The sequence below is a fragment of the Parablautia muri genome, assembly GCF_009917485.1.
GTDB lineage: Bacteria > Bacillota > Clostridia > Lachnospirales > Lachnospiraceae > Suilimivivens > Suilimivivens muri.
On record NZ_QZDT01000019.1, the window covers coordinates 12,991 to 39,686 of the forward strand.

17 protein-coding genes are annotated in these 26,696 nt (G+C 43.2%); 3 read left to right on the forward strand and 14 right to left on the reverse strand.

All coding sequences use genetic code 11. The features are described from left to right. Positions 1 to 77: 77 nt before the first annotated feature. The 3 genes from secG to eno form a co-directional block, all read right to left on the reverse strand. The gene (gene secG / locus D5281_RS12410) at positions 78 to 317 is read right to left on the reverse strand and encodes a preprotein translocase subunit SecG (RefSeq protein WP_160560471.1); all 240 of its coding nucleotides are present in this window, start codon (positions 315 to 317) and stop codon (positions 78 to 80) included. Between the two features lie 172 nt (positions 318 to 489). Next, on the reverse strand, positions 490 to 2,106 hold the full coding sequence (locus D5281_RS12415; protein ID WP_160560472.1) for a GH25 family lysozyme: 1,617 nt from the start codon (positions 2,104 to 2,106) through the stop codon (positions 490 to 492). A gap of 164 nt (positions 2,107 to 2,270) precedes the next feature. Continuing rightward, positions 2,271 to 3,590, reverse strand: coding sequence for a phosphopyruvate hydratase (eno, locus tag D5281_RS12420; RefSeq protein WP_160560473.1), 1,320 nt, complete (start codon positions 3,588 to 3,590; stop codon positions 2,271 to 2,273). Positions 3,591 to 3,697: 107 nt separating this feature from the next. Here eno and D5281_RS12425 point away from each other — a divergent pair, with 107 nt between their 5' ends. Continuing rightward, a complete protein-coding gene (locus D5281_RS12425) occupies positions 3,698 to 5,443 on the forward strand; it encodes a phospholipid carrier-dependent glycosyltransferase (protein ID WP_160560474.1) in 1,746 nt (581 codons plus the stop codon). On the opposite strand, the gene D5281_RS12430 is transcribed toward D5281_RS12425, so the two are convergent. The 8 genes from D5281_RS12430 to D5281_RS12465 all read right to left on the reverse strand — a co-directional run bounded on the left by D5281_RS12430 (position 5,440) and on the right by D5281_RS12465 (position 18,408). After that, a complete protein-coding gene (locus D5281_RS12430; protein ID WP_160560475.1) occupies positions 5,440 to 6,645 on the reverse strand; it encodes a hypothetical protein in 1,206 nt (401 codons plus the stop codon). The genes D5281_RS12425 and D5281_RS12430 overlap by 4 nt on opposite strands. A 383-nt stretch (positions 6,646 to 7,028) precedes the next feature. Next, positions 7,029 to 9,314: a DUF6449 domain-containing protein gene (locus tag D5281_RS12435; protein ID WP_160560476.1), complete on the reverse strand. Its 2,286-nt coding sequence runs from the start codon at positions 9,312 to 9,314 to the stop codon at positions 7,029 to 7,031. After that, positions 9,286 to 10,191 (reverse strand): ABC transporter ATP-binding protein, encoded by a 906-nt coding sequence (locus tag D5281_RS12440; protein ID WP_160560477.1) that lies wholly within the window; start codon positions 10,189 to 10,191, stop codon positions 9,286 to 9,288. The genes D5281_RS12435 and D5281_RS12440 overlap by 29 nt, the downstream gene beginning before the upstream one ends. After that, positions 10,184 to 10,576 carry a GntR family transcriptional regulator gene (locus D5281_RS12445; RefSeq protein ID WP_330584999.1) on the reverse strand — a complete coding sequence of 131 codons (393 nt, stop codon included), beginning with the start codon at positions 10,574 to 10,576 and terminating at the stop codon, positions 10,184 to 10,186. Before D5281_RS12445 ends, D5281_RS12440 begins: the two co-directional genes overlap by 8 nt. 307 nt (positions 10,577 to 10,883) lie before the next feature. After that, entirely contained in the window at positions 10,884 to 12,425 is a 1,542-nt protein-coding gene (gene gpmI, locus D5281_RS12450; RefSeq protein ID WP_160560478.1) for a 2,3-bisphosphoglycerate-independent phosphoglycerate mutase, read from the reverse strand. A 343-nt stretch (positions 12,426 to 12,768) separates the two neighbouring features. Next, entirely contained in the window at positions 12,769 to 15,420 is a 2,652-nt protein-coding gene (locus D5281_RS12455; protein WP_160560479.1) for a glycosyltransferase family 39 protein, read from the reverse strand. A gap of 58 nt (positions 15,421 to 15,478) precedes the next feature. Then, positions 15,479 to 17,137 carry a DUF6020 family protein gene (locus tag D5281_RS12460; RefSeq protein WP_160560480.1) on the reverse strand — a complete coding sequence of 553 codons (1,659 nt, stop codon included), beginning with the start codon at positions 17,135 to 17,137 and terminating at the stop codon, positions 15,479 to 15,481. Positions 17,138 to 17,235: 98 nt separating this feature from the next. After that, positions 17,236 to 18,408 carry a cation diffusion facilitator family transporter gene (locus D5281_RS12465; RefSeq protein ID WP_160560532.1) on the reverse strand — a complete coding sequence of 391 codons (1,173 nt, stop codon included), beginning with the start codon at positions 18,406 to 18,408 and terminating at the stop codon, positions 17,236 to 17,238. Positions 18,409 to 18,929: 521 nt separating this feature from the next. On the opposite strand from D5281_RS12465, the gene D5281_RS12470 reads away from it, so the two are divergent. Next, a complete protein-coding gene (locus D5281_RS12470; RefSeq protein WP_160560481.1) occupies positions 18,930 to 20,663 on the forward strand; it encodes an ABC transporter ATP-binding protein in 1,734 nt (577 codons plus the stop codon). Beyond that, complete coding sequence (locus D5281_RS12475; protein WP_160560482.1) at positions 20,660 to 22,441, forward strand: ABC transporter ATP-binding protein; 1,782 nt, start codon at positions 20,660 to 20,662, stop codon at positions 22,439 to 22,441. Before D5281_RS12470 ends, D5281_RS12475 begins: the two co-directional genes overlap by 4 nt. Positions 22,442 to 22,535: 94 nt before the next feature. On the opposite strand, the gene D5281_RS12480 is transcribed toward D5281_RS12475, so the two are convergent. From D5281_RS12480 to D5281_RS12490, 3 genes are all read right to left on the reverse strand, one after another. Further along, positions 22,536 to 23,867, reverse strand: a complete 1,332-nt coding sequence (locus D5281_RS12480) for a tetratricopeptide repeat protein (protein ID WP_160560483.1) — start codon at positions 23,865 to 23,867, stop codon at positions 22,536 to 22,538. A 160-nt stretch (positions 23,868 to 24,027) separates the two neighbouring features. Next, on the reverse strand, positions 24,028 to 25,737 hold the full coding sequence (locus tag D5281_RS12485; RefSeq protein ID WP_277935339.1) for a DEAD/DEAH box helicase: 1,710 nt from the start codon (positions 25,735 to 25,737) through the stop codon (positions 24,028 to 24,030). Then, entirely contained in the window at positions 25,724 to 26,677 is a 954-nt protein-coding gene (locus tag D5281_RS12490; RefSeq protein WP_160560484.1) for a glycosyltransferase, read from the reverse strand. The genes D5281_RS12485 and D5281_RS12490 overlap by 14 nt, the downstream gene beginning before the upstream one ends. Positions 26,678 to 26,696 lie beyond the last annotated feature (19 nt).

Consider the following 26,696-nt stretch of genomic DNA (forward strand, 5'->3'; position numbering starts at 1 on the left):
ATACGATTCCCTTTCGTGAATCAGCTTGCTGACTAACTATATAAATAAGGCATTCTCTTACAAGAATGCCTTAAGCCCTAAAATACATTGAGATTCAAAATAATCGCCAGCGCCATAAAACCAATGGCAAGATACTTGGTAATTTTCACAAGCTTTCCTTCCATGGAACGCCCTTTATTCTTACCCCAGTATGTTTCTGCCGCACCGCTTATGGCTCCTAAGCCTGCTGATTTGCCTTCCTGCATCAAAACAAGTACCGTTAACCCGATACATATAATTATAAAAACAATTTGAAGTACGATTCTTAGTACACCCATCTTTAGCCTCCACTTTTTCCTAATGCCAAACAAAAATTAGTGTAACATATTACGAAATATATTTCAAGTGTTTTTATCTTCTTGTTGCGAACTTTACAACAAATACGAACCCCCAGGACAAGTTTAACTTAATACAGAAATAATTTGATCCATATTTCAAAATTCCTGTATCTTATGCGACTGAAGGTGCAGCAGCTACCGTATTTTCAGGGGACGCATCTTCCACGACTTCTGTCAGAATTCCATCCGGAGTGGTGACATAGGCGGCGCCATTGATTTCAATCGCCTGGTTTCTTACCAAGGCGCCTGTGGCGTCAAAGTAGTAAGGCTGCTTGTCTATCTCATAAACGCCTGTTACAATATGACCGCTTGCATCTGCATAGCAGGTCTTGTCCGCTGCCGTAAACCAACCGGTAACCATCTGACCATTTGCCGGATCGTAGTAGTAGCTGCCATCTTCTCTTTCTACCCTTCCAGTTGCCATAATTCCCTCTGCGTTAAAGAAATAATTCTGTTTATCAATTACAATTGCTCCGGTGACCATGTGGCCGTCATCAGGTGAGAGATAATGGCGGCCTTTGGCATCATCTAAAAAGCCTTTCACCTTACCGCCTGTGGAAGGATCATAATAAAAGGTTCCATTTTCAAGGCTTACCCAACCATGCTGACGAACGCCATCAGGGCTGAAAAGATATTCCACATTGTCAATCACTTGTCCGCCCGTCAACATATGACCGTCCGTTCTGTCAAAGAAGTAAAAATTACCCTTATCATCGCTGAGCCAGTCGCGTTTCATGGTTCCGTTGCTGGTAGGGTCATAGAAATATTTTGCCTCACCAATATTCACCCAGCCTGCGGTTTTGATTCCATCGGCCGTAAAATAATAATCTCCGCCATCAATCCGGCACTGGCCTCTTGCTATGCTTCCATCCTGGGGAGATAAATAATATTCTCCTGTCTGGTCTGTAAGCCAGCCTCTTACCAGATTTCCTGCGCCATCCAAAAAATATTTCGTGTCATTGTATGCCACCCACCCCTTTTGCATTTTCCAATTGCTATAAAACCGCACATTTCCGTTATGCTCGATAAATCCTTCCGGAATAATCAATTGACTGTAATCTTTATATTGGTAATTAACATCTACCCGTCCGCCAACGCCGCTCACGTTTCCCTGACTGGAATACTGCCAAAAGCAAACATTGTTATTATAATCGCAGTTGGAATTGTACTGGGCAACCCATTTGTCCCATCCTGCGTTCGCCATCTTATCTACAAACATATTACGGTTAGAGTATACCATTGGGTAATACCCCGCCGCGTCTATAACCGAACAGAAAGCGTTCACAATATCAATCAGCTGCTGGTTGGAAAGCCCCTTGTGGCAGCTGTCCTCAATGTCAAAGACGATAGGAAAATTTACGGTATAGGGCGCTATCCATTGCAAAACCAGATTGGCTTCATTGGCTGCCTGTTCCGGCGTTGTTGCATAAGAGTAAAGGTAAACACCAGTCTTAAGCCCTGCTGCCTGGGCTCCTGTAATGTTAGCCACAAACTGTGGATCCACTCCACTGTTAGTGCTTCCCACCTTGATAAAAGTAAATTTCATGCCGGATGCCGCTACCTGTCCCCAGTTCACCGCACCATTATGCTTGGATACGTCAATTCCCTGAGCAATTGCTCCATTTGAGGTAACAGCAGACACTTCACCTGCCGGTACCATGCCAAGCATTGCCACCGTAAGCAGCCCTGCGCAAAATCTGCCTAGGACTCTTTTCCATTGTTTTCTCATTCGTTCTTTTCCTCTTTCTTCCTGTGTTCATTCCGTGTTTTGGTCCGCTTTTCGCCTGTTTAAAGTATTTTTGCCTGCTCACCAAGCTTTTTTTCCGTGTCTGTCAACCTTTCATACATCCTCATGTTAAGCAACATCGTCACCCTTCATAAGCAGTCTATTGACTATATCTTATTAAAGGGCTCCTTGTAAGCCGCAACTGTCCCCAGTTCTTCCTCTATACGCAAAAGCTGATTGTACTTGGCAACACGATCACTTCTGCAAGGCGCACCCGTTTTAATCTGGCCCGCATTAACTGCCACGGCCAAATCTGCGATGAAGGTATCCTCTGTTTCCCCTGAACGATGGGAGATAACTGCCTTGTATCCGTTTTTCTGCGCCATTTCAATTGCTTCCATGGCCTCTGAAACCGTACCGATCTGGTTGACTTTCACTAGAATTGCATTTGCCACATGAAGCTTTATTCCAGCGTCCAGCCTTTTGGTATTGGTTACAAATAAGTCATCTCCAACTAACTGGATCTTCTCACCTAGTCTTTCTGTCAGATGTTTCCAGCCGTCCCAATCGTCCTCCGCCAATCCATCCTCAATAGAAAGGATTGGATATTTGGAAATCAAATCTTCATAATAAGCAATCATTTCAGACGTATCCCGCACAATCTCGTTTCCCTTTAAGGAGCTCTCTCCCGGGAAATGATACATGCCTGTTTTTTCATTGTATAATTCGCTGGACGCCACGTCAAGTGCAATTTTAATATCCTGACCTGGAAAATAATTGCTTTTTTCAATGGCCTCCACAATCAAATCAAGCACAGCCTCCGCATCCGGTAAGTCCGGCGCAAATCCGCCCTCGTCTCCTACACTGGTGGCAAGGCCCTTTTCTTCCAGAATTTTTTTCAGGAAATGATAGATTTCCGCACAGATGCGCAGTCCGTCCGCAAAGGACTCCGCCTGCACCGGCATAATCATAAATTCCTGAAAATCCACCGTATTGGCCGCATGTCTCCCGCCATTTAAAATATTCATCATGGGAACCGGCATTAATCTGGTATAAGCGCCGCCTAAATATTGATAAAGAGGAATATTCAGTGACTTAGCAGCCGCTCTGGCAACCGCCATGGACACTGCAAGTGTTGCATTCGCCCCTAGATTTCCCTTATTGTCCGTGCCGTCTGTTTCAATCAATATCCGGTCAATTTCCACCTGATTTAGACCGTTTTTTCCTGCAACCGCTTCCTTTATTTTCGTGTTAATATTATTTACCGCCTTTTTTACCCCAAGACCAAAATATCTGGTTTCCGCATCCCGCAGCTCAACCGCCTCAAATCGTCCTGTGCTGGCGCCGGACGGTACACAGGCCCGTCCGCCATATCTTTTACCTGTCATGGTATCTGTCAGTGTAATCTCCGCCTCAACAGTTGGGTTTCCTCTTGAATCCAAAATCTCCCTGCCGTGAATATTGGTAATCTGCATATATGTTTTCATTACAAAAGCCTCCTAAACAAAAATTTAATAAGTATTGTATCCGCTTTTGTAACTTGCTATACTATCTTTGGTTCTGCTTTCAATAATATTTACGGAGGTTTTCAACAATGAACCGGATATTACAATTCATAAAAAGAACAGCTTCACATTTGAATACAGATTCCGATGCAAAGCTACTCTCTCAAAAAGATTTCCTGTGTATGTTTCTTTTCATTTACTTGTTTACCCTGCTGGCTTTTTACAGGCTGGGTAATAACTACGCTCCTTCCACCAGCTACAGCACGGATACGGATAACAGGGATATTGTTCTTGATTTCGGAGACTATTTGGATATTGGTTCTATTTCCATCTTTTTGGGAAATCTCAACACAAGGCATTTTTCCATTTCCGCTTTCAACGAGGTCACCGGCGCCTGGGAAATTTGCAACGGAGATACCATTGCCGAGTCGGTTTTTGCATGGAACAAAATAGACGTAAATTACCGGCTGCGCTACTTAGGAATCGTTTCCACCGATGATACGGCCATCTTAAATGAAATGGTGGTCCAAAGCACCGATGGCTCCATTTTAACGCCGATCAATGCAGAAGAATATTCTGCCCTTTTTGATGAACAGTATATGTTTCCTGACGATAAAACCTACCTGGACTCCACCATGTTTGACGAGGTATACCACGGACGCACTGCCTACGAATTTATACACGGCATCACCGCCTATGAGACCACCCATCCTCATCTGGGAAAAATCCTGATTGCATTAGGCATTCTTGTTTTCGGCATGAATCCCTTTGGATGGCGGTTTATGTCGGTAGCTTTCGGCATTTTTATCGTCCCGCTTATGTACCTTTTTGCAAAGAGGTTATTTAAGAGCTCCTTTATTGCCACCGCCACCACCTGCCTGCTGGTCTTTGACTGCATGCATTACACCCTTTCCAGAATTGCCACCATAGATATATTTGCGGCATTTTTTATCTTGTTAATGTATTACTATATGTATCAGTATTTTACCAAAGATGCTCTTTACCGCAGCCAGCAGGCCTCTCGCACAGATTTGTTTCCTCCTAAAAATGTGGCCCTGCCCCTTGCCCTGAGCGGTATCAGTATGGCTCTTGGCATCGCAACCAAATGGACCGGAGTCTACGCCGGTTTTGGCCTGGCAGTCCTTTTTATCTGGTACACAATTACTCATTTTCCTAAGAAGCAGGTTCTTCGGCTGTTCGGATTTTGCTGTGCATTCTTTGTGCTTGTTCCACTTTTGGTCTATGTTTTATGTTTCATTCCTGTGGTAGGTTATGAACAATATGATAATTTGATAGACAAAGCCTTACAGGGAACCATCAGCATGTTTGATTACCATTCCAATCTGGAGGCTGAGCACTATTACAGCTCTCCTTTTTATGAATGGCCTTTTATCTGGATGCCGCTGTTAGACGCAAATGATACCGTAAACGCCTCGAAAGTAAGCTCTGTCAGCTGTATGGGTAATCCCGCCATCTGGTGGATCGGCATTTTATGTGAATTATATGTATTTTTCCGCTGGATTTTTAAGAAAGACAAGAAAGCCGGTTTCCTTTGTATTGCCTACCTGGCCCAATATGTTCCCTGGATGCCGATCAGCAGAATCACCTTTATCTATCACTATTTTCCTGCGATTTTATTTGTGATTTTGATGATGGGATATACAATGCTTCACATAAAAGAGCATTTCTCCTGGGGAAAAAGGGCAATTACTGCCTATCTGCTTGTGGCCGTACTTTGCTTTTTCCTGTTTTATCCCGTGGTTTCCGGTTTTCCTGTAGACAAGGAATACGGGCTTAGGCTCAGATGGCTAAAAGAATGGATTCTGGTACTTTAAGGCGGCGCCATCTCCTGCTTTTTGATCTGGGCATGCAAATCATGCCCTACATAGACAATCAGTCCAAACAGAGCAATTGCCACATATTGCAGGGGCACAATGTGCACTGCAATCAGGTAGGGCATAAAGGTCAGCACAGATACCAGCATAAAGGCGCAGGTTACAGGCAGCTTTTTTACATTCATGGTGCCATATATAATTGCAAGCAGATCAATCAAAAAGCCATACCTGTCATGCATATGCGGCAGCGAGTATACCGTTATGGCCACTGTAAAAAGGGCAAGAGTCACCATCAGCTCTCCTGTCAGTCTTACCTTTTTGGTATAAAGATAATAAGCGGTGCAGCCTAGCAGCATGATGGTCATAAAGGTTCCCGCACCGCCAACCTCTCCCGCATGGCGCAGGTCAGGCATTGCTTCTCCAAGCAGCGCATATATATTGGGATATTCCAAAGTTCCCCAGGGATAGGTTTCTGATTGTTCAAAATATATCAGCATCAGCTCCTTAAAATCACGTCCAAACCTCCACGCTGGCAAAGCGCTTATTATATAGATAACCGGAATCCAGAGAAAATGTCTCAGGTAAATGGTCTTTTTCTTAAGCCACATGATCAGGAGAAAAGGAACTATGAAAATTGTCTGCAGCTTAAAAGCAAAAGATACACCAATTAAAATCAGGCATCCCTCACTATTCCCTTTCAAAAAGCAATATAGTGCATAAAGAATAAATGTTGTATAAATGATATCGCACTGGCACCAGTACGCTCCGTCTAAAATCACCGTTGGGGACAAAAGCAGTCCGGCCATTGCCATAATCGCCCGCCCCTTGCTGTATGTCAGTCTGTATACAATCAGAAAAACGGCCATGGACGCCAGATAATCGAACAAAACCGATACCATCTTTAGTCCGTAAAGGTCGTTATCTGTTACATAGGAAAGCAGACACATAATATACATGTAGGGGGATGTGTAGTTGGAAATCTGCTTTCCAAGAGAAGGAAATCCTCCTGCCTCCCGAATCTGTCCCATCCAATCTTCCAAAAATCCCCAATAATCGGCCGATTCAATGGGCATCAGTTTCCACCTTATCATAAATGCAAAAAAGAAAAGGCATCCTATAAACAGTAAATCTACCACTTTAAATTCAATGCTTCCTGATTTGATTCTTTTTAGCATCAGTTTATCTATGATACGCTCCTCCATGATATCCTCCAGTTGTTCCTATCCGGCTCATTTTCTAAAATACAGTTTTATTTTACCAGACACTCTTTTTATCGGCAACCATAACAATTCAATGCGGTAACAGTTGCGTAACTATTCAGCCAGGTCTGTGCATTTACTGCACAGACCGTCAGAATATGATTACGGAGTGCAAAATCCCATCGCTGAAGGCGATTTTAAATGGATTTTGCAAGTAACAGTCAGCCAGGCTGACTGTTACACAGTTGCTACAGTGAAGCGTTTATTATAGCAAAAAAGAGCCTGTACGAAAGGCTCTCTTTTGCTATTTCTTCCTCACTCATCATCTATTCCGCCGCTGACGCTGACGGTACAAATCGTCATGAAAAAAGATAATATTTTTCAATCTACTCTTTGTAAACAGTGTCTTCTTTTACAAATTCAGGAACCTGTCCCTCTACGAATCCATAGTCTGCGCTGGTTCCATAATATTTCGTTATCGCGCTGTCCGCTTTAAAATTGACAATCACTCTGTAATCCCCTTCGAGCCTCTTTCCTTTATCCCAGTCCGCCAGAACCAAATCCTGTGGATAAATGCACTCCGCAATTTCTTTTAGCTGTACTTCTTCCGTATAATCCGCATAAACCCGCGTTTCCACATTGCCATAGCCTGCGTACGTACTTGATGCAGTCGTATAGATCTCTCTATCCATTTCCCCATCTTCCACGGCCTGTTGTTTTTCCGCCAGTTTTCTTGCCGCCTCGTAATTATTATTTACTACCTGAATGCTGGCTATGTCCTCTGTTTTAAGCTGCATATCCATATAATAACCGTGCTCTTTCAGATAAGAGAGGCTTTCTTCATAGAAAGGATAAATATTAATACTCATATCCCATCCTCTGGTAGCCCTTGCAATACCTGATGCTCCCTGATAAACAGACCATGGAAGCTCCTCCGTAACCGCCAGCTGTATCATCCCTGCAGGAACACTGTTTTTCACATTGCTGAAATTAGCCAATTCCAAATCTCTTTGGTAGATTTCCAAAAGTTCCTTAAACTCCTCAAGGCTCATTCTTTCCATGTATACGGTATTTCCATAGGAGACGGTTAACTTATATTTATCCTGCGCTAACATCCTGTTTAAATTATTGGAGGTGCCAATCATATAGCCTTTTTTAAATTCTTCGGAACCGATAATCTCATCCAGAAGCTGACCGCTTCTCTCATCCTCCACATCAACCCACAAAGCCCGATATACGGTACGGCCGTTCTTTAGACGGTAAATCACTGTGTTATAGGAATACCACTTATTTTCATCCACATCATCTCCCTTTTTGACATCTTCATTATGAGCATCCATGGATCGCTTTGCCAGCTCGCAAAAAGCATCTGTGTTTTTCAGATACATATATTTCTCTGCATATGCTGCCGCAGTCAGGTGCGTACCGTCACTGTCAAAATATATACTGCTGTTGCCCTGCTCATAATTTTCCGGTACGAAAGCTATGCTTTCAATCTTATCCGGATCCGGAATATAAGAATCATATCCAAATATGTCATATTGGAAGGCGAAGAAAATAAATGCCGTAAGCGCGCCGCTTATGAAAATATCCCGTTTCTTATGAAGGGCCCCTTTTATATCGAACTCATAAATGACCTGAATCAATGCGCTCCCAAGCACCACTGCAAGGGCAGTAATAAATATTACCCATCCAATTCCTTCCGTTGCATTGTTAAAATCCATGTTCACCCTTTCAAAAATCACAAGTCCCGATATGAGGGCTATAGGTACAGTCAAAAGCACCTTGATAAAGGGCTTTGTGATTTCAAAGGTCATGGCTTTTCCTGTGGCTTCAGCCGGGCGTTTTAAATAACATCCATAAGAAACCAGCCCCACAACCAGCACAAACAACAATAAAAACAGCAAATTTTTAATGTCAATCACATTTTTTACATCAAAAGTATATACCAGTTTCTCATACATGCTAAAGGGGGAGAGCAAGGGCGTCTCACTTGTGCCATAATAGGAGAAATAGTCAAAAAATTCCTGCTTATATCCCATCACCATATACCGCACCATAAATTCATACAGACAAAAGACCATGAACCCAAAACCGGTGATCACAATATTGCCGGTCATCATAAGCGCTAAAATTGCCAGATGATATATGCCAAGGTAAAAACATATGTTTACGAAAAATGCTGCCACCGCACTGTATACCACGCCGCCGTTTAACGCCCCATTGCCTGCTCCAATCAGCAGACTGATGCTCATTCCTGCCAGATATGGAATGACATAAAGCAAAATGCCGTTCAGCCATATTATCAAAAATCTTTTTCTTTTCTTAACCGGCATTCCCAGGTAAAAATCCATTTTTTTCCTGCTGTACAGGTAAGAAAATCCCTGCACTCCGCTTATCAGCGCAAGAATCACGCTAAAAAAAACGATAGGACCTGAAAAGCCCAGCATACCAATCATTACCTCCGCTTTCTGTTGATGAACCAGCTGCTGCGCCGTTGCCGTATCGGTGGCCTCCCATATCCATTCGGTGCTCTTTGCCACACCGCCTAACCCAAAGGCCGTCACCAAAGGAAGTGCCAACACAAACATAAGAACTGCAATCACCCATACCCACAGGCGTCTTTTATTATTCTCCTTCATACTAACCAAGAATGAGCTTTTTGACGTCATAACCTACAACCTCCGTTTCACTGATGAATATTTCTTCAAGGGAAAGGGGCAGCGCCTCAAAGAAAATGGTGTTGACAGTTGCAAAAACCGCCAGTATTTCAGCCTTATTCCCTCTCACCGTAAGGACATTTAAGGAACCTCTCTTTTCATTTTTCATAATGTCAAGCGCCTTGATTGCCTTCGCCTCGTCATCGATTGTCTTAAAAACACACTGTATCTTCTGAATATTACATTTCATGTCCTCCAAATCTTTGGACAATAGGACGCCTCCCTTGTGTAAAAGCCCCACATGGTCGCATATATCCTCAAGTTCTCTTAAATTGTGGGAGGCAATCACCGGTGTCATCCCCCGCCGCTCTATCTCGCTGGCAAAAATACTTTTGATTCCCTGGCGCATAACCGGGTCTAAGCCGTCAAAGGTTTCATCGCAAAGCAGGTACTTTGTTCCGCTGCACACGCCGCATATTAAAGCCAGCTGCTTTTTCATACCCTTGGAATATGTATTGATTTTCCTTTTCTTATCCAGTCCGAAATTTACCAGATAATTATAAAAATCCTCCACTGCAAATTCCGGGTAAACACTGCAAAGATACTTTTGCATATCAACTGCATTGCTGTTTGCAAAAAAGTACGGTTCATCTGCAATAAAATAAATCTTTTTCTTTGCCTCCATGTTGTCATATACAGGAAGCCCGTCAATCGCGATTTCACCCTGTTCCGGCTCCAAAACTCCGGCAACCATCCGAAGCACAGTGCTTTTTCCGGCACCGTTTGTTCCAATTAAGCCAAACACCGTGTTTTCTTTGATAGACACACTGACATCATCAACCGCCTTTATTTTGTCATAGGACTTGGTTACATTCCTAATCTCAATCATAAATCTTTCCCCCTCTTATCGTTTGAATAAGCTCCTCCTCCGTAATCCCTATATCGAAGGCCGCCTTACAAATTTTAAGGATTTCTGCAAATATTTCTTCTTTATACTTAAGAAGTAATTGCCCACTGTCCGAAACAAAATTTCCTTTTCCCTTCACAGTGTAAATATAACCCTGCCGCTCTAATTCCGCATAGGCTCTCTGAATCGTATTGGGATTGATGGATAATTCAACTGCCAAATTGCGGACGGAAGGTATTTTTTCGTCTGAAGTGAGCACACCGTGCAGAATCAGCATTTTAAACCTCTCCACTACCTGTTCATAGATGGGTCTTGTGTCTCTGTAATCTATGAGTATCATGCACATTCCTTTCTGTTGTACTACCAAATCTGCTTTGCAATGGTATCATTCATCTGCCGCTTGTTGATACAGCGAAGCCGACTTTTTCAATTTGCAGTCTTTAGTGTACTAACATTATTAATACACTTATATTATAATGATACGGCTCCACCGTCAAGTAAAAAAACACAGCTTAACAAAATATTAACAGTTTGCCCGGAACTTTTATAAAAAATAGCCGTCCCGCTTTTGGATATCATATCTGATAGATATCTCTAAAGCAGACGGCTAATTTATTATATTTCTTTTTATATTTCATTCATTCCGGTTTGCTGTTTCAACATCCTGGATTGGATTATTTTTTGTTCAATAAAGATTTTCCTGTCATTTCCTTTGGCTGTTCCATTCCCATCATCTCAATCAAAGTAGGAACGATATCCGCCAGGCATCCGCCCTCTCTTAACGTGTAGGCCGGATCCGCATTTACAATAATGAAGGGAACCGGGTTTGTGGTGTGTGCGGTAAAGGGCGCTCCCGTTTCATAGTCAACTAACTGTTCCGCATTTCCGTGGTCCGCACAGATAAACATCTGTCCGTCCACTTCTTTGATTGCCTCAACCGTTTTTCCCACACATTCATCCACTACCTCCACTGCCTTGATGGCAGCTGCCTCCACACCGGTATGTCCAACCATATCAGGATTTGCAAAATTGATAATGATAACATCATATTCTCCTGATTTGATTGCTTCTACCAGCTTATCGCAAACCTCATATGCGCTCATCTGCGGTTTCAAATCATAGGTCGCCACATCCTTAGGGGAATTTACCAAAATTCTGTTTTCTCCCTCGTTAGGTTCCTCCACACCGCCGTTAAAGAAGAAGGTTACATGCGCGTATTTCTCAGTCTCCGCAATCCTTGCCTGCTTCATGTTGTGAGCCGCTAACCATTCGCCAAAGGTATTGGTGACAGAAATCTTATGGAACGCAATCTCTTTGTTGGGGATCGTTGGGTCGTAATCGGAAAAGCACACATAAGTAAGATCAAGCCTTTTGCCTCTCTCAAAGCCCTTAAAATCATCATCGCAAAAGCTTCTGGTAATTTCTCTTGCACGGTCAGGTCTGAAATTGAAAAATATAACGGAATCTCCGTCCTTTATGGTTGCCACTGGGCTGCCGTCCTTCACAACCACAGTGGGCTTTACAAATTCATCCGTTTCTTCCCTGTCATAGGATGCCTGAATTCCCTCCGGGCCGCTTGGCGCCTGCAGACCTTCTCCCTTGGTAAGGGCATCGTATGCCAGCTTCACTCTATCGTAGTTATTATCCCTGTCCATTGCATAATAACGGCCTGTAACGGACGCAATGGCCCCTACGCCGATTTTCTGCATCTCAGCTTCCAACGCCTGGGCGTATCCCTTGCCGCTTGCCGGAGGGGTATCCCGTCCATCCAAAAAGCAGTGTACATACACCTTGGAAAGGCCGTTTCTTTTGGCAAGTTCAAGCAGTCCATACAAGTGTGTATTGTGGCTGTGAACGCCGCCATCTGAAAGAAGTCCAAACATATGAAGGGAGGAATCATTTTTCTTACAATTCTCCACAGCCTTTAAAAGGGCGGGGTTCTCAAAAAAAGTGCCGTCCTGAATCTCTTTTGTAATTCTTGTAAGCTCCTGGTACACAATACGCCCTGCTCCCATATTTAAATGGCCAACCTCAGAATTTCCCATCTGTCCTTCAGGAAGTCCTACTGCCATGCCGCTTGCATTTCCTTTCACAAAAGGGCACTGCGCCATAAGCTTATCCATAACCGGGGTATTGGCCTGGGCTACGGCATTGCCGTCTTTGCGGTCGTTTAAACCGTATCCGTCTAAAATCATTAATACTGTAGGTTTTTTCATCGCTGTTCTCCTTTTTATTTTTCATCTATCTCCATTTTGTTATTGTAAAAACAATTTCATTAGAAATTATACACACAATCTCTATCCCTTGCAAGAATTTCCCGGCAATTTTCTTTATTAAATGGTAACAGTTCAGCCTTTCGGCTTCCCTGTTACGGAATCTGCCCATTCCAAGTCGCCTGCAGCGAGGGGCAGATTCCCTCTTGGCTGTATTTACATGTTCTCACGGACTTTGCAGTAAATGCAAAGTCCTGGGCTGAACTGTTACTATTAAATGGTAACAGCCGGTTACTTTTCATATATTGGCCAGAGGACGCTTGGAAAACCCCCGCATAAATTATTTTTACATGATTTGTTTCCAGCTGTAATAGCCCGTCATATAAAGCATCATTGCCATAGCCGAAGCTGTCACCACCGGAATTTTCCACTTTTCCTTTTTTTCCACCCCTTCTCCCGCAAGCATAAAGATTGGCAGTGCACTCAACGTATATCTGCCAGCGCTTATTAGCCATGTGGAAGAATAGGTCAGCATGAAAAAGGTTATCAGATAGACCAGATACATAGGCCGAAGCTTTTTACATACTCCGTACACAATTGCAATCAGATACACAGCAAACAGGAAAAGCTCCGGCACCCACAGGCTCATTCCCGTGGAAGTGTACCAGCCTCCTAAAGCGTTATCCTTTATATATCCAATGGTTTTCCATATAGGGCACAATGCGTTTCCCCAATGGTTTTTCTGATAATACATAAATTTAAGGAAATCACCCTCCACAAGATAATTGATGAGAAGGTAAATCCAAAAACCTCCCAGCATCAACGCACAGATGCACCCCGGCCAAATTACTTTGCCGAAAAAGTCTTTCCATCTTTTATCTCTTAAAAGGGAAAATCCCTTTTCCGCATAAAGTAATTCCACTAATACCGAAAATGCCAGCAACAATCCCTGTACTTTAGTCAGGCAGGCAAAAAAGCCCAATAATGCTACCATTCCCCACTCATGTTTCCTCAGACAGTAAAAAAAAGCAGCCGTTATTGCAAAAAACAAAGACTCGGTTGCAATAGAACCAAAGAAAAATGCAAACGGGAAAATACTAAGCAGTATCAGCGCATTCCCTGCCGCTTTTTCACCATATTCCGTCTTCACAATCCGGCGGAAAAAAACGCAGCCAACAGCATAACTTATTATAGATATCAAAATACCGCACAGACGGATATCGCCCACTGCCAAATTCAATGTCCGCATCAGCCAGGGGTACAGAGGATAAAACACAAGAAAAATATGTTCGCCATTTTCAATTGCCCCTCCATATCCGTTTTCCGCAATGTTGATGTAATGGGCAGAATCCCATCTTTTCCAAGCTTCCAAAAAATCGGAAAAAGCAATCCCTTCTGAAAAATCTCCCAAAATTGCCATCATACACACGGAAAACAGATAGACTAACACCCGAAATAAAATTGCTGTCGTAAAAATTTTTATTTCTTTCCCATACTTATCCATAACAGCCATTCCCTTTTTATTCCATTTTCTTTCCTGTGCCATACAAACCAATTCTTTACTTCCACCTGCTGCTAACAGCAAAAGAACAGGCACATAATTTGTAATGTATCTAGGGCTAACCTCCCAATTCATCAAAAAAAGGATTAAACCGCACAGAGCAATCGGCAAAGCAATGGCGCTGCCCGCACACTCCTTTGTGCCTGTGCCCCCTTTTATACAGACTATCCACACATAAATGATGCCTAAAAGTAAAAAAGCATAAAGAATACAACAGCAAAAGCCATGGTACAATCCATACTGTTTCCCGCCATACAAAAGAAATTCGTGCAGCACCGATTCTTTTTCGGGAGAATCATCCAAAAAATCCGAAAGGCCAAGCGTTCCATCCCCAAAACATCTGTAAAGCTTTACCGCATAGAGCTCAGCCATACCTTTTATTCCCTTCTTAGAAACTCTGCCTTGAATTTCTTTTTTAATCGCCTGATTCCTTTTTTCCGGATCATGAAAAGAACGGGTAAATTCATAATCCTCCGGATTGTATCCACCTTCTCCATTAAGTCCCATCATAATCCAATGGCTATAAGGCGTATTTTTCACCTGGGCCAATGCTGGGTCTAAATGATAGGTATATATATATTGGTGAAATAAGAAAGTAACCACCGTGCAGATAACACCCACACAGGCGAAATACGCACCGGCCTTTAACCACTTTTTTCTAATCAGAAAAGACATTAAAATTGCCACCGCTATTATAAGCACTGTTGACTTTACCAACGTGCCAAAGATAACGATCCATCCTGAAAGTGCGCACCATCCCCAAATTCTACTGCCTTTAGATTCTTCTATTTTAAGTGATAGATAAAATATGAAAACCGGAAACAAAATGGACAGGGAATCTGTGTAAAAGGCATCTGTCATAAAAAGCAGCGGCACCATACATCCGGCCATTATAAGCCCAATCACCCCACAGCAGCTTCCCCAAAGTTTCCGCGCCGATAAACTGATAAACAGGTAGGTAAGCAAAAGCAGTATCTCGTTGCCGCAGGCCGCAATCCAAAAATAGTCGGAGGAGAAAAGTGAGCCTACCCTTAAGAAAAAATATAGCAGTGACAACCCGCCCAGATTATTGGGAAACCAGTCAAAATAATCATAATATCCCGCAAAGGTTCCTGTTCTTAACCACTCTAGCGCGCCTCCATAAATTGCATCCAAATCAAAACTTGGTATAAAGCGCAGCTCCTGCGCCTTTGAAAGTTGAAAAGCTCCAATAACCATCAAAAAAGAAATCACTATGTATTGATAGTTCCGGTCAAAAAAGTTCTCCTTTTTGCTGCCCACATAAAGTAAATAAACAAACACTCCTCCAACCCCTGCACAGGCAATCCACCAAAGTGATTCCATTGACCACACAAAAACACTTCCCAGCATAAACAGAATCGGAATCATACATAGGCTAAGGCAAAATCTGACCATATTTATTTTCAAATTTTTCATTCAAACCTCCATGTTGCCGTTTCGCGGCAGCATAATACAGATGAAGAATACTCGCCTTTTAAGGTATCGTACCAAGTGCAAACCACAAAGGATATGTCAAAAGCAACGGCTCTGCATATCTAAAGCTGCTGACAGGGCCTAACAGGTAAGTCATCCATAATAAAATACTTAAACCAACCACCGATACCGCAGCTTTTCTTTTACTCATTCCAAACCACATACTGAAAAAGAGCAAAACCCAGATCGGTACACCAATTGCATATAACTGCCTCAAAACTGGCAGATGCATCCATACGGCTTTATTTTCAGAAACATCCTCATACCAGCTATATACCTGAGGCAGCCATCCTTTTCTCTCCACAGGATAATCCTGGCTGTAATTATCTGTTTCAATATACTCCCTCACAGATTCCATTTGCGGATACCATAAGGGTAAATTTAATGCCAAAAACGCCCTTCCATAAACAACCGGATATTTTTTGAAAAGCCTTCCCCATAATCGGAAAAACTCTCCCTTATTTTCCTCAAATGCATGTTCATTAAAATCCGACTTAATGGGGTCCGCAAAGAACCGGTCATACTGTTCTACACTGGGCATATATTTTACAATCAGCTCTTTTTCCTCTGCCCCTATGCTATCACCTTCGTTGTGATGATATACCAATGCTATCTGGCTTAATGGAACCGACAGCATTTCCTTGATACTTCCCTTAGCCACGCCAACTCCCGGATACACTACCTTAGTAATAAGGTAAAATAGACAAATGGCAACGAAAAAACTTTTACAATGGAAAAAAGATACACGGAAACCAAGACATAAAAAGATTGTAAAAGCAATTACCACATAAATCATATTGTTGCGGAACAGACAGCATAATAGAAGCAAAATTGTCAGCTTAAGTTGCAGATACCGTTCCATATGAACCGTTCCCTTTCCGCAAACCGCCTCAGTAAAATCAACCAGCGCAATATTTAACAATAAAAAAAGCCCTGAAAACAGCACATCCTTTGTTAAAATCAGCGTGAAAATATGGAACACCGGATTAAACATATAATAAACACACGCAATTTTCATGAAAGGCTTTGGTAAATTTCTTCTGGAAATCCATACACATGTATAGGCATAAATTGCTCCCATAACAAGCAGCTGCGTAATGGTATACAGCACAATTCCAATCTGTTTTACTCCCAGCCATTCGTCCATATGCGCAAAAATGCTCCATAAAAATGTATGTAAAAAAGGATGATGGTTATCAAAACCGATTATCCCCAAAGCTTCCAGGGTTATGTACCAGGAATCGTAGCTCATACATCCCGGAAAATATGCTATCAAACAGGGAAGATAACATAACAGCATAGCAGCATATATAAGTGGAAAGCTTATTTGGGTTTTAAGTCCTTTTTCTTTATATTTTTTTTCTTGATACGCCGGTTTCTTCTGTCTTTTACCAACCCATTCAAAAAAAGCAAAGGCAAGCGCCGCCATACCGCCTGCTCCCATTGTCACCACAATAAAGGAAACGGCATACTCTTTCGCAAATCTTACCCCATCCAATGAAATATTTCCTACATAATTGTTTAAAATCATCTTCCCTAAGGTCTGAGATACACCAAACAAAAGACCGTAAACCATGCCCGCCTTCCAATAACCGAACTGTACATATTTTATTGCGAAAGCAAAACATGCCACGAAAAATATAACCTTTCCTAATCCCATCTTTCTTATCCTGTCATCTGTCTTTTATGAGACTCTATATCTTTCTACTATCCTACATGTAAAGTTTTATTCACACCAGGTTATGCATATGCTTTAAGCTATGCATATGCTTTATCCACCTCGATCACAACAATATATTTTTTATTTATTTGATTAATTTTGTTTTTCAAATAATCCACCACTTCACCATCCGACAGTGTATAATCAAAAGGCACCACCACGTCAAATATCAGGTTTGTATGAGTGGGACCATGTACGATACGAAAGTCATGAAAGGTCACATTTCCCTCCATTTCATTCACTATTTTAGCCACATCCTCTTTAATCTGATTCGTTCGTTCATCATTCACGCATACAGGGTCCATATGGATTACAGCGCTGCAGTTAAGTTCATGCGCAAGCCTGTGTTCAATCAGGTCAATCATATCATGTAAAACCAATATATCTCCACTAGAGGGCACCTCAACATGCACTGAAAGCATCACCCGGCCCGGCCCATAATTGTGTACCACCAGATCGTGAATCCCAAGCACCCCTTCTTTTTTATATTCCATGATAATTTCTTCCACTCTTTTCACAAATCCAGGTTCCGGTGGCTGCCCAAGTAATGGGCTTACTGTGTCCCTCATAGCTCCCACCCCTGTCCAAAACACAAAGGCAGCCACTAAAATACCACACCATCCATCTATCTGGATATCCGTCAAAAATGTCAGCAGGGTAGTCAATAAAACCACCAAGGTAGAAATGCTGTCGCTGATACTGTCTTTCGCCGTTGCCATCATGGCAGCGCTGTCAATCTTTTTGCTAATCCGGCTGTTATACCCAAACATATACAGCTTCACACCAATAGAAACCGCCAGAATAAAAAGTACGGGCGCACTGGCGTCAACCGGAGCAGGATGCAGAATTTTATCCAAAGAGGACTTGAAAAGCTCCACTCCCATAAGCAAAATAATCACAGCTACCAAAAGCCCTGCTATGTATTCTATCCTTCCATGTCCAAAAGGATGGTCATGATCCGGTTTCTGTCCGGCCATGCGAAATCCGACCAGTGTGATAATAGAAGATCCGGCATCAGAAAGATTGTTAAACGCATCCGCCGTGATTGCAATTGAAGCGGAAAGCTGTCCGGCGGTAAATTTTACCAGAAACAAAAAAATATTAAGGACAATTCCCACTGCCCCGCATAGCATACCATAAGCCTGGCGCACCTTTATATCCGCCGTACTTTTATAGTCCTTAATCAACAACTTCGCCAAAATTGAAACCATCTCTATCTCCACTTTCATATCTTATTTCATATTTCAAACTGACTCCCCCATCAATGCCAGGCGGCAGCACAAATCCGAATGAAGAATGCCTGTTTTGAAAGGCGGTCATCAGCTTTGCAGTGTAAGCAATAACTATTCTATGTCATTTATCAAAAAAAAACAATAAAAATATAGTTGACGAATGATTCATAAAGGCGTATTATATGCTGGTATCAGTTGATTTGCGCAGCAGAAAGGAGGTAATTTAGATGTTCCATCAAAATACAGCAATTGTATCCAATTTATCAGGATTCTCCAAAAATTTAATTGTCAAAAATGTGAAATTACCTGTCGGTCTGCGTTTTACTCCGCTTAGGTCGGATTTACCCTGTACATAATTATCTCTTAAGACAGCTGGCGTAAATCCTTACCTTAATATACTTTGTAAAGCTGACAGTCATGGTAATTTCCATGGCTGTTTTTTTGTATCCATTTATTGCGTCTATGTTATCTGTTTTGCACTTATGGGAGGATTAGAATTTATGAAAAAGATAACAACCTACATCTGGGAGTACAAATTTCCCTTTCTATTCGCCATCATTTCCATGGTCATCAGCGTTGCCTTAGATATGCTCTCGCCCCAGCTTACGCGGCGCATTGTGGATGATGTGATTTTAGGCGGTCAAATTGAAAAACTGACTCCTATGCTCCTTGGGATTCTCTGCGTGGGTGTCGGAAGATTTCTATTTCAATATACCAAAGAATTTACTTTTGACGTTGCCGGCTCAAAAATTGCCGCTAAAATAAGACAGGATTTATTCAACCATATTCAATCCCTGAGCCCGGAATTTTTTGACCGCACCAGCACTGGCGAGCTGATGAGCCGCGTAAAGGATGATGTGGACAGAATTTGGGATGGCCTTACCTATGTGGGCATGCTCCTGATTGAGGTGATTGTACACGCCTGTATCATACTGTTTTGCATGTTCAGCTTAAACTGGCGTCTTTCCATCCTGCCTGCTGTCTGCATGGGAGTTACCGCCGCTATTGCTATTTTTATGGAAAACAAGTTAGATGCCGTTTACGAGGCCATCAGCGAAGAAAATGCTTCCCTGAACACCGTTGCCGAGGAAAATCTGGCAGGTGTAAGAACGGTAAAGGCCTTTGCCCGGGAAAAATATGAAATAGGCAAATTCCTTTCCCACAATCAAAAATACTATGACCTGAATATGCAGCAGTCAAAATTATTTGTGAAATATCACCCTTACCTGTCTATGATTACCAAACTTCTGCCTATTGTGGTTTTGTTTATCGGCGGATATCTGGTGATGGCAGATGATATGACACTGGGCGATTTAAGCGCCTTTATCCAATACTCCATGAACATTGTATGGCCTATGGAAATGCTGGGCTGGCTTACCAACTCCCTTTCTTCCGCCATAGCTTCCAACAGGCGCATCCGGAAAGTCTACCAGGAAAAACCGGTGATTACGGATCCCGATACGCCTTACATTCTGCCAAAGGTTAAGGGAAAGATTACCTTTTCCCATGTTTCCTTCCACAAGGCGGATCGGCATGAAATTCTCCATGATGTCTCCTTTACCGTGGAGCCTGGCAAAACAATCGGTATTATGGGGGCTACAGGAGCAGGTAAAAGCTCTCTTGTCTATCTCATGCAGCGTCTTTATGATGCCACAGACGGCACCGTCTTTCTGGATGATATAGATGTCAAAAAGCTTTCCTTAAAGCAGCTGCGCAGCTCCATCTCCCTGGTAATGCAGGATGTCTTTCTGTTTTCGGATACGATTATGGAAAATGTGAAGCTGGGCCAGAAAAGCCATCTTTCTTATCCGGCAGTACGGGATGCCGCCATACGGGCAAAGGCCAATGGTTTTATCGAAAAAATGGACAAACAGTATGACACCGTCATTGGGGAACGTGGGGTTGGGCTCTCCGGCGGTCAAAAACAGCGTATCACCATTGCAAGGGCGCTGGCCAAGAAAAAACCTATCCTGGTCCTTGACGATTCCACCTCCGCCCTTGATATGGAGACCGAGCAGTCTATCCACGAAACCCTGCGCGATCTCCCTGACACTACTAAAATTATTATTGGACACCGTATCAGCGCAGTCTGTCATGCAGATGAAATCATCATTTTAGAAAACGGCAGAATTGCCGAGCGTGGCACTCATGAAAGTCTGATGGCCCATAGGGGCCTGTACTATCAGACCTATCTTGCACAGTACGGTAAACCGAAGGAGGAAATCACAGCATGAGCTTTAATTCCTATAAAGAAGATGAGGAGATAGTAAGAACAAGTAAAGTGCGCACTCTGCTGCGCATGCTCTCCTATCTTTTTGCTTACAAAAAGGAGCTTATATTGGTACTGCTTATTATAGCCTTTGGTATCCTGGTCTCCTTACTAAATCCTCTTTTGATAGAGGAAGCCATTGACACCTATATTTCCAAGGGTAATTTGCAGGGCCTTCTTAGGCTGGTTATCTTTGCGCTTGTCTTAAACCTGCTTATGATTGGCGGAATTAAGCTTCGTATGTATATTATGGCTAAGGTGTGCAACAGTATCCTTCTGACCATACGACAGGAGCTTTATTCCCATATTCAGACCCTGGATCTGCACTTTTTTGACAGCCGTCCTACCGGGAAAATCCTTGCGCGCATTATCGGGGATATCAATTCCTTAAAAGAAGTACTTAACAACTTTGTCACAACCCTGATACCGGACTTTTCAACGGTTATTGCCGTTGCTGTTATCATGTTTGTAAAAAATCCTGTTCTTGCCGCCGCTTCTTTGTGCAGTCTTCCGGTGATGGCTGTGTGCGTGTGGCTGATTGAGTATTATTCCCATAAAAAATGGCAGGAATTCCGCAAAAAATCCTCCAACCTAAACGCCTTCATCCACGAAGATATGTCCGGTATGCGCATTATCCAAAGTTTTACTGCAGAGGAGGAAACCAGGCAGACCTTTGACGAATTGCTTTATGCTCACCGAAGGGCATTTGTAGGTGCTGTACGACTGGGGGACGGTATGGGATCCGTCATTGATTTATCCTGGGGCATAGGGATTGCCGCCCTTTACTTTACCGGAATAAAAATTTTAGGTGTGGAGGCTGTTTCCATTGGAACCTTTTTGGCCTTTGGCAGCTACATTGGAATGTTCTGGAACCCTATCATGAATCTGAGCAATTTTTATAACCAGATTATTACAAATATTGCCGCTGCCGAACGTGTTTTTGAAATTATGGATACGCCGGCCAAAATAATAGACGCGGATGATGTTATCCAGATTCCTCCCATCAAGGGAGCGGTTTCATTTTCCCATGTATGTTTTTCCTACGACCAGGGCACTAAGGTGCTAAACGATGTAAGCTTTCAGATAACCCCAGGAGAAACCATTGCTTTAGTGGGGCCTACCGGTGCAGGGAAAACCACTATCGTCAATCTGATTAGCCGGTTTTATGATGTGCAGGACGGAACGGTTTCCATAGACGGTCACGACATAAAGACCGTCTCCATAGAAAGCCTACGCAGCCAGATGGGTATCATGACCCAGGATAATTTTTTATTTACCGGTACGATCAAGGATAATATCCGATATGGCAAGCTAGATGCTACGGACGAAGAAATCATAGATGCTGCCAAGGCGGTTCACGCCCATGACTTTATCTCCAAGTTAGAAAAAGGCTATGATACCTTTCTCTCGGAGCGGGGCGGCGGACTTTCCGCAGGCCAGAAGCAGCTCCTTGCCTTTGCAAGGACTATGGTTTCCAAGCCTAATATCCTGATTTTGGATGAGGCCACCTCCAGCATTGACACACAGACAGAGCTTTTCATTCAGGAGGGTATTGATGCCCTTTTGGCGGGCCGCACTTCCTTTGTGATTGCGCACAGGTTATCTACCATTCAAAAAGCTGACCGCATTTTCGTAATTGATAAAGGGGGAATTGTTGAGGAAGGCACCGCCCCCCAACTGATTGCCAAAAAAGGCGCTTACTACAAGCTTCACACAGCGCAGATGGCGGAAGGCATACTCTAAGAGCATAACTTTTTTCACAACAACGGTCCCTGCGCTTGGCAGTCTGACCTTAGATAAATAAACCGGCATCTTAATGAAAAGATGCCGGCATTTTTTAATACTCCATTGACCATTCGTGTTCACCGCCCCAGTCGCCAATCAACTCTGATACGGTTCCCTCCTCAGTGGTAATTCTGGTTTCAAAACGGTAATTCATCTGTGGAACATCTACCCCATTAATCTTTACATTGCTGTAAAGGTACACAAACTCATAATTATAATGTGGATATTCTTCACTATTTTCAGGTGATGGTTCGTAGGATATACAGATTCTCTGTACCCCCGCATCCTCCTGCTTTGCTCCCCAGACCTTAATGACGCCATCTGCCTGCGGATTTTCATCAAAGCCTGCGAAAGAAAATTTCCATTGCCCATCTGCCTGGGTCAGTTTTACTTTTTCCTTACTGACTGGTATGTATGTTTTCCCATCCCAGTATTCCATTGTTCCTGCAATGAACTGGTCGCGGATTGAGATATAAACTTCTGACTGCATAAAGTCCTTAATCGGCGCAAATTCACCGCTCTCAAAAATACGAAAGGCTTCCGCAAAGGTCTCCTGTGCCCACACTGCCTTTTCCAAACAGGCCAAAAGCCCGGCTGATTTCCCATCGTCCCCAATAGCCGCCACTTGCCCAAGGAGATTTTGGTAGTCCTGCATACGTCCCGTTTCAAACCACACCGCTGCATTGTTCGGGACCGCAAATTTGATGATTTCTCCTCTCAGCTCCTGAAGCGGATTCGTATTGTAGATGGCAAGCATCCTGTTCATCAGCTCCAAATACTTATCAAAGCTACTGCTTCCATCCTCCTGGATACTGCAAAAAAGCTCTGTCTCCTCACCTTCAAACAGCCTTTCATAACATGCATCCAATAAAGTATAGCTGTCAGGATTCGTCTGATCCTGTTCAAGCGCTAAAACGCATTTGTCCAACGTCTGAAGATTGCAGTTCCCGGCATTAATATCAGCCACAGCATCATTTAAAAGATGTATGCAATATTCCTGTAAAAGGCCTTCATCCTGGGTGGTCTCCCAGCCACGGTACAAAACCTGCTCCGCCGCTTCCCGATCTTCCTTGGTCAGGTAAACACCTGCCATAGCCCGGTACGCCTTCACCGAATTGGAATCAATCTGCAAGGCTTCCTCGCAGGAGGCAATCGCTTCCTCATAGGCTTGGGTCTCTACGAATTCACCTGCTGCTTCTAACCGTCTTGCAATTTTCGTCTCAGGCATAGAATGATAGATAAGGGCGCCTCCCCCTCCTACCACAGCAGTCAATAAAACGGCTGCTGCAATGCGGCCTATCATCACCACTTTCTTTCTGCGCCTTTTCCTTCGTATCCTTACCGCTTTAGCCATCTTCCTTCTTCTTATTTCTTTTTTGTCCATACTTAAAATTCCTCATTCCTAACCAAGTCTGTAAATTAAGTATAAGTTCAAACACCAAAATATAGTAACATATATAAAACTGTTTTGACAAACCCTTTTTCGCTGTTTTCATTCAATTTATCATTTCAATTATCGCTGTTTACCACAAAAACAGCTCTTTTTATTTCTTCTTTGTAAGAAATCCTCTCCCAATGATTTCTCTGGCAGATTTTCCGCCTTTTTCAGACTTGCTCCTTTTACCCGCCTTGCGCTCTCTTTCTCCCTTAGCGCCCCTGGCTGCTTTATCCGTCCTTTCGCCTTTTCCTAGTCTGCCGGAATTTTCTGCTTTTTCACCTTTTCCGGCTCTGCCAAAACGCTCAAACCTATCGCCTTTGCCGCTTCTTCCAAATTTTTCACCTCTGCCTTTTTCAGACCTTCCAGTCTTGTCGCTTCCTCTGCCTTTTTCCCTTCTCCCTAACTTCTTCCTCTCAAAATATGGCTTTTCTTCCTCAATCTCCTCCGGCACATCTCCCAAATGCATCTGCATAAATGCGGCAGTCAAATCAAGCACGGAGCAATTTTGTTCTTGCGCCGCAAGCTCAATCGCGCTCTTAAGCTCGGACAGCCTATTTTCTTCCCTATCATTCGCTATAACATCTCCCGCCTGTGCAAACAATCTGTCCGATTTCACTTTGGTAAGGTCTGCTGCCGTAGGCAGACTGCGTTCCCGGATAATTGTATGGCACATTCTCTCAATATCCCGGATTTTAAATATTTCTCTTCCAGATATCAAAGTAAAGGATCTACCCTTTCTCCCTGCCCGTCCGGTTCTTCCAATCCGGTGTACATAATACTCTATGTCCTCCGGCACATCAAAATTAAACACCGCGTCCACGCCGCTTACGTCAATGCCTCTTGCCGCTACATCCGTAGCAATCAAAATAGCACATCCGCCGTTTCTGAAAAGATGCATGACCGTATCTCTCTGATACTGGGTCAAATCTCCGTGAAGCCCCTCCGCCTCATATCCTTTCCCTTTAAGGGTTCCTGTAATCTCGTCCACCATTCTCTTAGTATTACAAAATATCAGGCTTCGGGAAGGACGATAATAATCGATCAGCCTGCACAAAGCCGCCACCTTATCCTTCTTCGCCACCCGGTAGTAAGCCTGCTTAATAGCCGCCACCGTAATTTCTTTAGGCGTTACTCTCACATACACCGCATTTTTCTGATAAGTTCCTGTAATATCCAAAATCGCCTGGGGCATAGTAGCGGAGAACAATGCCATTTGATGTTCCTCGGGCATATCGGATAAAATTGTTTCGATATCCTCCCGGAACCCCATGTCCAGCATTTCATCCGCTTCATCCAGCACAATCATTTTCACATAGGTTGTTTTAATGGTATGGCGTCTTAAATGGTCCATAACCCGTCCTGGTGTTCCCACAATAATCTGAACCCCCTGGCTAAGGGCCCTGATCTGCTTTCCTATCTCCTGCCCGCCATAAACCGGAAGCACCTTAATGCCGTGCATATACTTAGCAAGCCTTCTGATTTCCTCTGACGCCTGCATTGCAAGCTCTCTGGTGGGACACAGAATAATGCCCTGGGGTTTTTTTAACTGGGGGTCAATCCCCTGAATCATGGGAATTGCAAATGCCGCTGTCTTACCTGTACCGGTTTGGGCCTGTCCAATCACATCCTTTCCTTCTAAAAGTATCGGTATCGCCTGTTCCTGAATGGGGGTCATGATTTCAAATCCCATTTCCTCCACAGCTCTTAAAATATCAGGGCAGATTCCCGATTCGCTATACTTAAGTTTACTTCCCGTTATTTCTTTTCTTTCTTCCACTTTCTTAACATCCATTCCTTTCAATTCAATTATCATCATTTAAAAACTGTTCAATGATATATCTGGGGCGCCCCTTGCTCTCCAGATATATTTTCCCAATATACTCCCCCACTACGCCAAGAGCGAGTAAAATCAGTCCGCCGATTGCCCACACAGATACCATAAGCGTTGTCCATCCAACAATCGTTTCTCCTGTAAAATGCCGGACCAGGCTGTATAACAGCATGCCAATACTCACAATAAAAATGAAAAATCCCAGCAACGTTATCATCCTGAGAGGTTTCGTGCTAAAGGAAGTTATTCCCTCTACTGCAAAAGACAGCATTTTTCCCAAAGGATATTTACTTTCCCCGGCAAATCGTTCTCCTCTTTCATAGTAAACCACGTCCGTAGGGTATCCAATCATAGGCACAATGCCACGCAAGAACAGATTTACCTCTCCAAACTGGGAAAGCCCCAAAAGCGCTCTCTTGCTCATAAGACGGTAATCCGCATGGTTAAACACAGTATTAGCCCCCATCATATTCATTGTTTTATAGAAACCTTCTGCGGTAGCCTTTTTGAAAAAAGTGTCTTTCTGCCTGCTGCTGCGCACGCCATATACGATATCCATTCCCTGTACATATTTATCAATCATCTCGTCAATGGCATTAATATCATCCTGCAAATCCGCATCCATAGAAATTACCATATCAGCATATTCTTTTACAGTCATAAGACCGGCAAGAAGGGCATTTTGGTGTCCTCTGTTTAAGCTCAGATTAATGCCGCCAAACAGCTTATTCTTTTGATGCAGCGCTTGAATCACATCCCATGTCCTGTCCCCGGAACCATCATTGACAAAAATCACGCGGCTTTTTTCATCAATCTTTTTTTCCCCGATTAAATCGTTTATTTTATTTTCCAGACGAAGTGCCGTCTCAGACAGTACTTCTTCCTCATTGTAACAGGGAATCACCAGATACAAAATGTTTCCCATAAGCCTCTCCCTCCTGCTG